10 protein-coding genes are annotated in these 12,121 nt (G+C 66.4%); 2 read left to right on the forward strand and 8 right to left on the reverse strand.

The features are described 5' to 3' along the window. The first annotated feature begins 98 nt into the window (after positions 1-98). Together ACTHQV_RS03585 and ACTHQV_RS03590 are read left to right on the forward strand one after the other, a co-directional pair. Positions 99-1,400: an MFS transporter gene (locus ACTHQV_RS03585; protein WP_440488872.1), complete on the forward strand. Its 1,302-nt coding sequence runs from the start codon at positions 99-101 to the stop codon at positions 1,398-1,400. Positions 1,401-1,492: 92 nt separating this feature from the next. After that, positions 1,493-2,539 carry a serine hydrolase domain-containing protein gene (locus ACTHQV_RS03590; RefSeq protein WP_440488414.1) on the forward strand — a complete coding sequence of 349 codons (1,047 nt, stop codon included), beginning with the start codon at positions 1,493-1,495 and terminating at the stop codon, positions 2,537-2,539. Here the strand turns inward: ACTHQV_RS03590 and ACTHQV_RS03595 are convergent. From ACTHQV_RS03595 to ACTHQV_RS03630, 8 genes are all read right to left on the reverse strand, one after another. Further along, entirely contained in the window at positions 2,529-2,822 is a 294-nt protein-coding gene (locus ACTHQV_RS03595; RefSeq protein WP_440488895.1) for a hypothetical protein, read from the reverse strand. The genes ACTHQV_RS03590 and ACTHQV_RS03595 overlap by 11 nt on opposite strands. After that, entirely contained in the window at positions 2,732-3,085 is a 354-nt protein-coding gene (locus ACTHQV_RS03600; RefSeq protein ID WP_440488415.1) for an alcohol dehydrogenase catalytic domain-containing protein, read from the reverse strand. The genes ACTHQV_RS03595 and ACTHQV_RS03600 overlap by 91 nt, the downstream gene beginning before the upstream one ends. Positions 3,086-3,170: 85 nt before the next feature. Continuing rightward, the gene (locus tag ACTHQV_RS03605) at positions 3,171-4,856 is read right to left on the reverse strand and encodes an alpha-L-fucosidase (protein WP_440488416.1); all 1,686 of its coding nucleotides are present in this window, start codon (positions 4,854-4,856) and stop codon (positions 3,171-3,173) included. A 9-nt stretch (positions 4,857-4,865) separates the two neighbouring features. After that, the gene (locus ACTHQV_RS03610) at positions 4,866-5,762 is read right to left on the reverse strand and encodes an amidohydrolase family protein (protein ID WP_440488417.1); all 897 of its coding nucleotides are present in this window, start codon (positions 5,760-5,762) and stop codon (positions 4,866-4,868) included. A 116-nt stretch (positions 5,763-5,878) separates the two neighbouring features. Next, positions 5,879-6,067, reverse strand: coding sequence for a hypothetical protein (locus tag ACTHQV_RS03615; protein ID WP_440488418.1), 189 nt, complete (start codon positions 6,065-6,067; stop codon positions 5,879-5,881). A gap of 69 nt (positions 6,068-6,136) precedes the next feature. Continuing rightward, entirely contained in the window at positions 6,137-7,348 is a 1,212-nt protein-coding gene (locus ACTHQV_RS03620; protein ID WP_440488419.1) for an alpha/beta hydrolase, read from the reverse strand. A 175-nt stretch (positions 7,349-7,523) separates the two neighbouring features. Further along, positions 7,524-8,879: a family 43 glycosylhydrolase gene (locus tag ACTHQV_RS03625; RefSeq protein ID WP_440488420.1), complete on the reverse strand. Its 1,356-nt coding sequence runs from the start codon at positions 8,877-8,879 to the stop codon at positions 7,524-7,526. After that, positions 8,879-12,079 carry a glycoside hydrolase family 2 TIM barrel-domain containing protein gene (locus ACTHQV_RS03630; protein ID WP_440488874.1) on the reverse strand — a complete coding sequence of 1,067 codons (3,201 nt, stop codon included), beginning with the start codon at positions 12,077-12,079 and terminating at the stop codon, positions 8,879-8,881. Before ACTHQV_RS03630 ends, ACTHQV_RS03625 begins: the two co-directional genes overlap by 1 nt. Positions 12,080-12,121: the final 42 nt, after the last annotated feature.

Raw genomic sequence — 12,121 nt, forward strand, 5'->3', positions numbered from 1 at the left:
AAAGCGGTTCGTAGAATGCTTGGGATCGGTCATTCTATGGTTCGTAGTGCGGCAACAATGTCGGCACGAGCAATCTTGGGAGAGATGCTGTGGCCTCCATACCCCATCCATCGGTCGCGACCGGTCCGTCGACCAATTCGCGCCTGAAATCGATCATCGGCGGATCGACCGGCAACTTGGTCGAGTGGTTCGACTGGTACGTCTATTCCGCCTTCACCCTCTATTTCGCGCCGCATTTCTTTCCATCAACCAGCCAGACCGCACAATTGCTGAGCGCGGCGGCGGTGTTCGCGATCGGTTTCGTCATGCGGCCGATCGGCGCGTGGATCATGGGCATCTATGCCGACCGCCATGGTCGCAAGGCCGGGCTGACGCTGTCGGTGACGCTGATGTGCGCCGGCTCGCTCATCATCGCCTGCACCCCGGTCTATGAATCGATCGGCCTGATCGCCCCGGCGCTACTGGTGCTCGCGCGGCTGATGCAGGGGCTGTCGGTCGGGGGCGAATATGGCGCCAGCGCGACCTATCTGTCGGAAATGGCGGGCAAGGACCGGCGCGGCTTCTTCTCGTCGTTCCAATATGTCACGCTGATCTCCGGCCAGCTGCTCGCTATCCTGCTGCTCCTGCTGCTGCAATCGGTCATGCCGAAGGCGGAGTTGGAGGCATGGGGCTGGCGCATCCCGTTCTTCGTCGGCGCGGTGCTCGCCGTCGTCGTCTTCTACCTGCGCCGCGGCCTTGCCGAGACCGAGAGCTACAAGAACGCCAAGAAGACCGATGCGCCGAAGTCGGGCTTCCTGATGCTGCTGCGCAACCATCCGAAGGAAACCGCGCTGGTCATGCTGCTGACCGCCGGCGGTACGCTCGCCTTCTACGCCTATTCGATCTACATGCAGAAGTTCCTGGTCAACACCTCGGGCTTCACCAAGGAGACCGCGACCCAGATCAACGCGATCACCCTGTTCGTGTTCATGCTGTTGCAGCCGATCGCGGGCGGCCTGTCGGACAAGATCGGGCGCAAGCCGCTGATGATCGGCTTCGGCATTGCCGGCGTGCTGTTCACCTATCCGATCTTCAGCGCGCTCGAACAAACGCGCGATGCCACGACCGCCGGGCTGCTGGTGATGGCCGCGCTCATCATCGTCACCGGCTACACCTCGATCAACGCAGTGGTGAAGGCGGAGCTGTTCCCGGCGCATATCCGGGCGCTGGGCGTGGCGCTGCCCTATGCGCTGGCCAACACCATCTTCGGCGGCACGGCGGAATTCGTCGCGCTGAAGTTCAAGGATGCCGGCTGGGAACAGGGCTTCTACTGGTACGTCACCGCGATGATCGGCATCTCGCTGATCGTCTATCTGCGGATGCGCGACTCGGCCAAGACCAGCCTCATTCAGGAGGATTGATCGGCTTCCCGATCTCCTTCCACCTTCGACGGGCGGCGGGGAAACCTGCCGCCCGACTTGTATGTGGGCGACGGCCGCCGACATGGGAATGGATGCGCGCCCTGCTCCCTTGCTTGTTGCTGCTGACCGCCGCGTGCGACGGCGGCGCGACACCCCCGCCGCAACCGATGGCGACTCCGACGACAAACGGGCTCGACGCCGGGCGGATGCGGGCGACGATCGCCGATGCCGAACGCCTGCCCCGCCTGCGCTCGCTGCTGGTGTTGCGCGACGGTCGGCCGCTGACTGAACGGGTGTTCAATGGCGGCCCGGCGCTCGACCGGCCGGTCAATATCAAGTCGGCGTCGAAATCGGTGATGTCGGCGCTGGTCGGCATCGCCATCGCCCGCGGCGTGTTCACCGGCGTCGACCAGCCGGTGCTGCCGATCCTGCGCGCCGATGCCCCGGCCGATCCCGACCCGCGGCTGGCCCGGGTGACGATCGGCAACCTGCTGTCGATGCAGGCCGGGCTGGAGCGGACCTCGGGCGAATATTATGGCCGCTGGGTATCGAGCCCCAACTGGGTCCGCTTCGCGCTGTCCCGTCCCTTCGTCGCCGATCCGGGAACGGCGATGCTCTATTCGACCGGATCGACGCATCTGCTCTCCGCCGCGCTAACCCGCGCGAGCGGTCGCAGTACGCTAGCCAATGCCCGCGACTGGCTGGGCGAACCGCTTGGGCTCACCATTCCGGTCTGGCCGGCCGATCCGCAGGGCATTTATTTCGGTGGCAACGAGATGCGACTGTCGCCCCGCGCGCTCGCTCGGTTCGGCGAACTCTACCGACTGGACGGGGTGGTCGACGGACGCCGTATCCTGCCGGCCGGCTGGGTACGGACCTGCTGGACGCCGCGCGCGGTCTCGCCATGGAGCGGACAGGCCTATGGCTATGGCTGGTTCCTGACCGAGATGCGCGGCCATCCGGTGCGCTTCGCCTGGGGTTATGGCGGGCAGATGGTGTATGTCGTACCCGACCTGCGCCTCACCGTCGTCATGACCTCGGTCGCCGACGCCGCGCGCGACAATGGCCATATCGACGCGCTGCACCGGCTGGTCGCCGATGGCGTGATCCCGGCGGCGGAGGCAGGCGCTAAAGGATGACGATCGCCTTCAACACGCTGTCCGCGTCGTCGATCAGTTGCGGCATCCGCGTCAGCGCCATCGCCGCCAGCGTATCGGCCAACGCCGCATCGGCGACGACCCTCTCCTCGAACCCGAACTGGCCGCGGGCATAGTCGAACCGTTGCGGCTGCGTATCGGCCAGTACGATCCGCTCGGTCCCCGCGATACGCGCTAACAGCGCGGTGCCGACCTCCGCCCGCCGGACGGCGTGCGCCCCGATCGCGAGAAATTCGACCATCGCCGTCTCGGGCACGGCAGCCATTCGCACAGCCCGCCATCGACATGCACGCCCAGCACGCGAATTGCTGCGCAGCAATTGGGCTTGCCGCGCCGGCATGCGCGGCAGGTACCGCATGGCAGATAGGGATTGACCGTCACCACCTGCCCGACGGTCAACCGACTGCCTGTCGGCACCTCGGCGACCTCGGCCGCCAGTTCGTGACCGATTAGGCGCGGATATTTAAGGAACGGGTGCTTGACGGCATAGATGTGATAGTCGGTGCCGCACAGCCCGACGCGCCGCATCCGCAGCAGTACCTCGCCCGCCGCCGGACGCGGCGGTTCGCGGGATTCGAGGCGAAGGTCGAACGGCTGGCACAGACCAGCGCCTTCAAGCGGTCAGCCCCCGCCCCGACAGCACCAGCGCGACCCCGATCGGATGACGCGCGGCGGGCGGCAGCGTCACCTCCAGCGCTTCGCCGCTGCGGCGGAACGACAGCGGTGTGGTATCGCCGGCCAAGGTCACGCGGCGCACTTCGCCGGTCAGCGTCGGATCGTTGCTGCCGAGCAGCGTCAGCCGCACGACATTGTCGTCGGGCCAGCCGAGCACCAGCGCGTGCAGATCGTCGCCGCGCGTCGCGTAGCGAATGTCCTTGGCACCATAGGGCGACTTGGGACCGCCTTCCGAAAACAGCCCTTGGCCTGCCCGGGTCGGCCCCTCGCCGAACCGCTTCCACGGCCGCGTCGCATAGATCGCGCTGCCGAAACGCTGCATCCAGTCGCCGATCTCGCCGACGATCCGCTCCTCCTTCTCGTCGATCGTGCCGTCGCCGCGCATCGGCACCGACAGCATCAGATTGCCGTTTTTCGACACGACATCGCACAACGTATGGATGACGGTGGCCGCGGACTTGTATCCGTCGCGCGCCGCCAGATCGGCGTCATAGTGCCAATTGCCGATGCAAGTATCTGTTTGCCAGGGGAAACGCTCGATATAGCTCTTGCCGCCACGTTCAACGTCATCGACAATTCCCATACGCCGCTGCGGCGGCGTCGTCTTGGCGGTGACCACGGCTTCCAACCGGCCGCCGTTCCACGCCATCGACTGGTTGTAATACCATGCGGTCAGGTCGAGCCCGTGCTGTTCGAGCGGCAGGTCGAAATTGTCGAAATAGACCATGTCCGGGCGGTGCTGCTCGATCAGGTCGCGGCAGCGCAGTTCCCAGTTGCGCGCGAAGTCGCTGTTGGCCGGCACGCCCTCGGTCCATAGCCGGTCGGTCGCCTCGTGCCAGAGATTGGCTTCGTCGCGGGTGCGGATGCCGTCGGGCATCGGCATGTGCCGCCCGGTATAAAGCTGTTGCGGGTCGAGCCCGTCCCACCATTTGCCCCGCCCCTGCGCAGCGGTCAGCTTGTACGCGTCGTAGCGCTGTCCCGCACGCGGCCCGTCGGGATCATAGCCATAGGCGGGCTGGTTCCAGTGCCACGCGTGCGCCGAATGGTTCGACACCCCGAAACGAAGTCCCCGTTCCCGCGCCAGTTTCGCCCAGGTGCCGACGATGTCGCGCTTTGGCCCGACCCGCGTCGTGTTCCAGGCATGATGGCGCGACGCATAGGCATCGAGATTGTCGTGGTGGTTGGCCAAGGCCATGAAGTAGCGGGCGCCGGCTTTCTTGTAGATGTCGAGCAACCGCGCGGGGTCCCAGCGGTCCGCTTTCCACAGGTTCTGGATTTCCATGAAGCCGCGATCGGCGGGGTGGCCATAGTGTTTGAGGTGATGGTCGTAGGCGCGGCTGCCCGGCAGATACATCTCGCGCGCATACCAATCGCCCGCCTCCGGCACGCACTGCGCGGTCCAGTGCGCCCAGATGCCGAACTTCGCATCGCGGAACCAGTCGGGCGCGCTGTAGCCCGAGGTGAGCGAGGCCCAGTCGGCAGTGAAGCGCGCGGGCGGCGGCACCTTCAGCGCGCGGCCCGCGCCCATCGGCGTCGGCTGGGTCGGTACGGCCGACGCCGCAGCGGGCGCCATTGCCGCCGCAGCCAGACTGCCCCCGATCATCTCGCGCCGTGTCGCCTTCATGCGTCTCTCCTACAGATTCAGGCCCAGCCGATAGAAGCGATCGGCACTCCGCCCCCACACCGCCCGCCGTTCATCGTCGGACAGGTCCGACAATAGCGCCGCATAGGTCGCCAACGTCGCATCGAGCCCCGCCGCCAGCCGGTCGGTCGGGAAATTGGTCGCGATCATCACCCGGTCGGGACCGAAGCGGTCGATCACCTCCCCCACGATCGGCGCCAGCACCGCACGGTCGAGCGCCGGGTCGACGAACCCCGCCCCCGACAGCTTGATCGCGGCATGCGGCAGTTCGGCAAAGGCGATCAGTCCGCGCCGCCATTCGTCGAGCCCGTCGGACAGGATCGGCAGGCCGAGGTGGTTTAGCACCACCGGAACGTCGGGATGCGCCCGCGCCAGTTCGGCAAGGCCCGCCAGTTGCGGCGGAAAACCGTGAAAATCGAAGCTTAGCCCGTACTTGCCGAGCAGCGCATACCCCCGGCCCCATGCGGAATCACGGGTCAGGTCGCGATCATAGGCGCAGCGGGCGGCATCGCGGGGATGCCAGTTGATGAGGTGGCGGATTCCGCGCACCCCCGGTTGTGCCGCCTGCCACGCCAGTTCGGCCTCGACATCCGCGCGGTCGAGCGCGACGCGGGCGACGATCGCGCTGGGCAGGTGATCCGCTGCCGCGACCCCGCCCAGCCAGTCGGTTTCCGCCCGCCCCTGATCGGGATGCGCCCCGGCATCGACATGCACCGCGCCGACCGGATTCCATGCCGCGGTCTCGCGCCGGTAATCGTCGATCCGGTAGTCGGCGGCGATCGCGGCGTTCGCCGGATCGTCGAGCCACGGATAGCGCAGCACGCCATGGTCCCACAGATGGAAATGCGCATCGATGAACGGCGGGCGATGGGCGTCGCCTGCAGTCACCGCCGTTCCTGTTGCTGCCGACGCATCGTCGCTGCCTCTTCCGACAGGCCGCGTGCCGATGCGCGACCTTTTTATGGGTGCGATCCTACGGTGCGAAACCGCCCGGTGGCAAGCGGTCAGTCGTCGCCGGGTGGCAGCGCGGCGGCGCGATCCTCATACATGCGCTGGAACCGCGCATGGAGCGCGCGGCTGGCGTCGTCGCACTGCTCGCCCTGCCGCCGATGCTGGTCGGCGCGCTTGAGCAGATAGTCGCGATCCTCGGGTTCGGGGGCGACGTGCGGTTGGGGTGGGGTCTGGTTGGGCATGGCCGATCCTACCCCCGCCACCGGGTCCGCCATATCGTACAGAACTACCGCCTGTCGGGTAGATTGGCGTCAGCTGCGGACCCGAAACAGCTTCGGTACGAACTGGTTGAGATAGCTGCGCCAATTGCCCCATTCATGCCCGCCCTCGCTTTCGACATAGGTGTGGCGGATGCCGTATCGGTCGAGCATCGCCCGCGTCGGTGCGACGGTGCGGTAGAGGAAATCGGTCTTGCCCATGCCGTACCAGACGAGCTTCATGTCGCGGGCCGAACGGCGCAGCGCGGCGGCGTTGCGGGTTTCGTAGTCGGGGATTTCTTTCGCCGGGTCCTGGAACCCCAATCCCATCGAGAAGATGCCGGCATAGCGGAACAGGTCGGAGCGCGGCAGGCCGAAGTTCAGCGTATGCGCGCCGCCCATCGACAATCCCGCCATCGCCCGCATGTCGGGCTTGGCGACGGTGCGATAGCTGCGATCGATCAGGGGGATCAGATCGGTGGTCAGGTCGCTGCCGAAATCGGTGTTGACCAGCATATTCTGGTTCGGCCGCATCGGCGTATGGCCGTTGGGCATGACGACGATCATCGGCACCGCCTGTCCAGCGGCGATCAGATTGTCGAGGATGTACTGGGCATGGCCGATGCTGGTCCAGCTGTCGTCGCTGTCGCCGGCGCCATGGACCAGATACAGCACCGGATAGCGCCGCGCATCGCCCGTATAGCCCGGCGGCGTATAGACATGCGCGCGCCGCTTCATCCCGAGACCGTTCGACCAATATTCGATCGTGCCGACCATGCCGTGCGCGACGTCCTTGCGATATTCCTGAAACGCGGCGGCGGGGCCGGGGACTTCGAACACGCTGGTCACGCCGGTCAGCCGTTCCGAAAACATCGTCCCCTGCGGATCGGGCACCGGGGCGCCATCGACCTGAAAGCTGAAGCGATAGGGGGAGGCGGGCACCGCGCGGCCGGTCGTGCCGGTCCACAGGCCGGTCGCGTCGCGGGTCAGCGCCAGCCCGTTGACGACGCCATCGGTCACCCCGCCGGGAATCAGATCGCCCAAATCGGGGCTGATGACCTTCGCCTCGCGCGCGAGCGGCGCACACAGGCGGAAGGTGACGCGACCATCGGGCAGGACCTCGACCGACTTATAAGGCGGTTGCAGGTCGAGCCAGCTTTTCGGCAGGCAATTGGCGACCGGCGCGGCCGGTGCCGGCGTTTGCGCCGCCGCAACCGCTGGCCAGAGCGCAAACGCCAATATCGCGAGCGAAACCGGTGCCTTCATCGATCCCTCCCCCTGTTCGTTGCAGGCATGGTTGGGGAAAGGCGGCGTTCGTGCAACGGAAATCTGGGGCGGCGTGCTGCATGGCTGCGACCGCGACCAGCGCCGATCGCTCCACCCTTCCACGGTCCTGTCAGGGCGTAGGCATCAGTGTTTCAGTGCAGTTCGGGGGATCGCGTTAACGCAACGTCCACTCCCAGACGCCAGCATCGGCGGGAACCTGCAACCGCAGATAGCGGACACCGGCGGGGTGGTTTAGCTCGATCGGCGATCCGGTCGCCTGATCCGCCGTCGCCAGCTTTTGCCAGACCCGCCCGTCGCGCGATCCCTCGACCGACAACATGTAGCGCCGGGTTGGGAAGCGCATCCGCAAAGCGCTGCCCTTGACCAATCGCACCGCGCTCAAATCGGCGGTCAATTGCGGCGGCGCGCCCTTGGCCGGTTCCCACCACGTCGCGTAATTGTCGTCGGCCGCCCGCTCCGGTCCGTGGAGCGCGTCGCTGCCCTGCCCGCTCGCTTGCCAGTGCAAGCCGGTGTCGCGCCGCGCGGCGAAGCCCTTAACCGCGCCGCCATGGCTCGGCACGACCCGCGCGATGCTGCCATCGGACCGGATCGTCAGCGGATCGACCGCCACCTGCCGCAGCACCGCGTCGCCCGGCGGCGGAAAGGGCAGGCCCTGCCGGTGATACAGGATATAGGGCTGGCCACCCGAGCGGAACACGGCGTGATGGCCGGGGCTGATGACCTGCCGTGCCGCGTCGGTCGACAGGATCGGGCTGTCCGGCCCTTCGCGGAACGGCCCGAACGGCGTGTCGCCGATCGCATAGCGGACCTTGTAGGTGTCGGTGGTCGTCTTGCCGTCGCTATAGGTCAGCAGATAGTGCCGCCCCTGCCGGACCATGAATGGCCCCTCGAAATAATTGGGTGGGGTGACGTCGCGCGGGGCGCCGTCGAACGTCACCATGTCTGGCTTCAGCTTCACGGCGAAGCAATGGCCGTTGGTCCAGTTCCAGCCCGATCCCCAATAGAGATAGGCTTGCCCGTCATCGTCGATGAACGCTTCGGCATCGATCATGTGATAGTCAGGGGCGAACGCCTTGGCGATCAGCGGTTTGCCGCCATTGGCGTCGGCCCATGGCCCGGCGGGCGAGGCCGCGCTGCCGACCCACACCTCGCTGCCGACCGAGACGTACATGTACCAGCGCCCATTGGCGGCCTTTACGACGGAGGGTGCCCAGACCTTCGAATCGCCCGAACTCGGGCTGGTCGCCGCCGCCTTGGTCGGCCAGTTGGGTAGCGAGAAGCGCCAGTCGCGGCCATTGTCCGACGTCCACAGCCCCAGCCGGTCGTCACCCCACGGATCGATGGTAGCGAAGATGTACCAGCGACCGCCGTCGCGCACGATCGACGGGTCGGCGAAATAGCCCGGCAGCAGCGGGTTGGCCGCAGCCGGCTTGTCCCAGCGTGGCGCGGGCGCGGCGGCGGACACCAGCAGTCCCGCCGCCAGCACCACCGCAATGCCCGCGCGGTGCATCACTGCGCCTCAGTCGCGCGGGCCGGACGTGCCTTGTTCGGCATGGTTCCCTCGCCGCTGAACGGTTCGAGGCGGAAGGCGATGCGCGTTGGCACCAGCTTGGTGCGATATTCCATGTGCGGCTGGCCGACATGGCCCCATGTCGTGTCGCCGCCGATGCCCCATTGCGCGGCGTCGATGTTCAACGTGACATGATCGTGCGGCACGATGTCGCTCGACTTCCACGTGCCCGGTTCGCGACGGTCGAGGTCGGTGTAGGGGAAGGCCAGCGCCTGCATCATCAGCGGCGTGTCGCCGACGACGCGGACCCCGCGTCCCGCCCCGCTCAACTCCATCCAGCGCACATCGACCTTGTTGCCGGTATCCTGCGGTCGCATGTAATCATGGTTCTGGTCGGCGATGGCGCCGCGCCACAAGCCGATCGCGGCGCTGGTCTTGCGATCGACATAGCTTTCGTGCGGGCCGCGGCCATACCATTCGACGGTCTTCATCGACGTCGGCAGCGTGTACGCCATGCCGATGCGGATCGGTGCGGTCAGGTCGCTCTTGAGCGGTACGAAGTCACCGACCACCGCCACCGAACCGTCGCCAGCCATGGTGTAGGTGGTGACGAACGAAGCGGCGCCCGCGCCCATCTCGTAATCGACGCGCACGCTGGCCGTACCGTCCGCACCACGCTCGGTCGTGACCGAGCGGACCTGGCGGTTGGCGGCGATCGGCTCCCAGGCAGAGGTATCGGCGAGGTTGCCGTTGGCAAGGTCGTTGTCGGTCGGCGCCCGGTGGAAATTCGGCGCGCCCCCTTCGATCAGGGTCGTACCGCCGCTACGATATCCCTCCAGCAGGCCGGTCTTGCGATCGATCGACAGCGACGCGCCGTTCGCCGACAGCCGGACCGCATCGGCGCTATCGGCGACCGTCACATTACCCTTGCGCACTGCGACCGGCGCGACCGATTTGCCGAGCGCGAACTGTTCCCAGCCGACGACATAGTTGGCGGGGACCATCGGCACCGCGCCCTGTTTTGCCCGCGCGCGGACCGTCACGAGATATTCGGCACCCGGTTTGCGTTGCAGCGACGCCAGCGGCACGGTCACTGCCTCGGTACCATGCGCGACGGTGGTCAGCGCGGGCAACTGCCCGGTCGCGACCGGCACCCCGTCCTCCTCGATCACCCAGTCGAAGGCGAAGCCCGACAGGTCGCGGAAATCGTGGCGGTTGCGCACGGTCAGGCGGCCGGTCGCGGGATCGAACCCTTCGAACTGGATCGGCGACAGGACTTTCTGCACCTCGTAGAGCTGCGGATTGGGCGTGCGGTCGGGCTGGTTCAGCCCGTCGCCGAACTCGATATCGCCGCCGGGATTGGGGCCGTATTCGCCGCCATCGCCCCAATAGCGTTTGCCGTCCTTGTTGGTGCGGTACATCGACTGGTCGACCCAGTCCCAGATGAAGCCGCCCTGCAGCTTGTCCGGGTAACGGTAGATGGTGTCCCAGTATTCCTTGAAATTGCCGCCCGAATTGCCCTGCATATGGGCATATTCGCACTGGATCATCGGCTGTTTGCGGCTTGGATCCTTGGCCCAGTCGACCATCTTTTCGACGTCGTCGTACATCGGCGCATAGATATCGACATAGGGGTTGGGCTGATGATCCCAGTCGAGCGTGCCCCAGCCGAGATAGGAGACCAGCCGCCCGCTATCGCGCTTGCGGATCGCCGCCGCCGCCTTTTCGAAATTGGGGCCGATGCCGGCTTCGTTGCCGAGCGACCAGAAGATGACCGACGGGTGGTTCTTGTCGCGCTCGACCATGTTCATGACGCGGCTGACATGCGCACCTTCCCAGGCGGGATCGAAGCCGATCTGGAACTTCGCGCGCGATTCCGGATGCTTGTTCGCGTAGTCCATATACGCGTGGCTCTCGATATTGGCCTCGTCCATCACGTACATGCCCATCTCGTCGGCAAGGGCATACCAACGCGGGTCGTTGGGATAGTGCGAGGTGCGGATCGCGTTGAAATTGTTGCGCTTCATCAACTCCATGTCGCGGCGCATCGATTCTTCGGAAATGACGTGGAACGTCACCGGGTCATGCTCGTGGCGGTTGATGCCGCGGATCACGATCGGGCGGCCGTTCACGGTCACCTTGCCGTTCAGCATCCGCACGTCACGGAACCCGATCCGCTGCGGCGTCGACTGGATCACCCGGCCCTGCGCATCGACCAGTTCGACCAGCAGGGTGTAGAGATTGGGCGTCTCGGCGCTCCATTGCCGCACCCCCGCCACATCGGCCTTGAGCGTTACCGCACGCGCATCGCCGCGCCCGCCGACCGCCGCTTCGCGCGACAGGACTTCGCGGGTGCCGTCGAGCAGGACGATGCGCGCCTTGGCCGCACCCGTCCCCTTGACCGCGACGTCGACGGCCAGCCGGCCGTCGCGAAATTGCGGGTCCAACCCGGCATGGACGAAGAAGTCCGCGATCCGCGTCTTTGGCACCGCCGCGACATAGACTTCGCGCTCGATCCCCGACACGCGCCAGAAATCCTGATCCTCCAGATACGAACCGTCGGACCAGCGGATGACCTGTACCGCCACGGTATTGCGGCCGGGCTTCACGACGCGCGTCACGTCGAATTCGGACGGCAGCTTGCTGTCCTCCGAATAGCCGACCTCCTGTCCGTTGACCCAGACGCGGTACGCCGATCCCGCCGCACCGATGTGCAGGATCACATCGTCGCCGCTCCACGCTGCGGGCAGGTCGAAGTCGCGGCGATAGGAACCGGTTTCGTTGGTGTCGTGCGGAACGAGCGGGCGATTGGCGGGAAACGGATAGGTGATGTTGTTGTATTTGGGCTGGCCATAGCCCTGCGCCTGCCACATCGCCGGCACCGGAATCGTCTTCCACCCCGACACGTCGTAGTTCGGCGCCTCAAACCCCTTTGGCGCACCATCGACCGACGGGCTGAAGTTGAAGCGCCAGTCGCCGTTCAGCGACAGGAAGCGGCTCGACTGCGCGCGATCGCCGGCGAGCGCGCGGTCGCGGGTCTCGAAGGCGAAACCGGTCGCGTGCGCCGGCATCTTGCCGCGCGCGTACACCGCCGGATTTTCCCAGTCGGGCCGGCTGGGATCGACCTGTACCGGATCGACCTTCGGCGCCTGCGCCATTGCCGGCATCGCCAATGCCATCGCACCGGCCCCGACCAGCATCCTGCTCAGCTTCACGTCTCTCTCCCGACTACCAATTTTGTC

Source organism: Sphingomonas sp. SAFR-052 (assembly GCF_051965015.1).
In the GTDB taxonomy this organism is placed as follows: Bacteria; Pseudomonadota; Alphaproteobacteria; order Sphingomonadales; family Sphingomonadaceae; genus Sphingomonas.

Excerpts from the sequence above, each read along its gene's own strand:
- ACTHQV_RS03590 (WP_440488414.1), top strand. The coding sequence starts at position 1,493 with ATGCGCGCCCTGCTCCCTTGCTTGTTGCTGCTGACCGCCGCGTGCGAC.
- ACTHQV_RS03595 (WP_440488895.1), bottom strand. The coding sequence starts at position 2,822 with ATGGCTGCCGTGCCCGAGACGGCGATGGTCGAATTTCTCGCGATCGGG.
- ACTHQV_RS03600 (WP_440488415.1), bottom strand. The coding sequence starts at position 3,085 with ATGCGGCGCGTCGGGCTGTGCGGCACCGACTATCACATCTATGCCGTC.
- ACTHQV_RS03605 (WP_440488416.1), bottom strand. The coding sequence starts at position 4,856 with ATGAAGGCGACACGGCGCGAGATGATCGGGGGCAGTCTGGCTGCGGCG.
- ACTHQV_RS03615 (WP_440488418.1), bottom strand. The coding sequence starts at position 6,067 with ATGCCCAACCAGACCCCACCCCAACCGCACGTCGCCCCCGAACCCGAG.
- ACTHQV_RS03620 (WP_440488419.1), bottom strand. The coding sequence starts at position 7,348 with ATGAAGGCACCGGTTTCGCTCGCGATATTGGCGTTTGCGCTCTGGCCA.
- ACTHQV_RS03625 (WP_440488420.1), bottom strand. The coding sequence starts at position 8,879 with ATGCACCGCGCGGGCATTGCGGTGGTGCTGGCGGCGGGACTGCTGGTG.
- ACTHQV_RS03630 (WP_440488874.1), bottom strand. The coding sequence starts at position 12,079 with ATGCTGGTCGGGGCCGGTGCGATGGCATTGGCGATGCCGGCAATGGCG.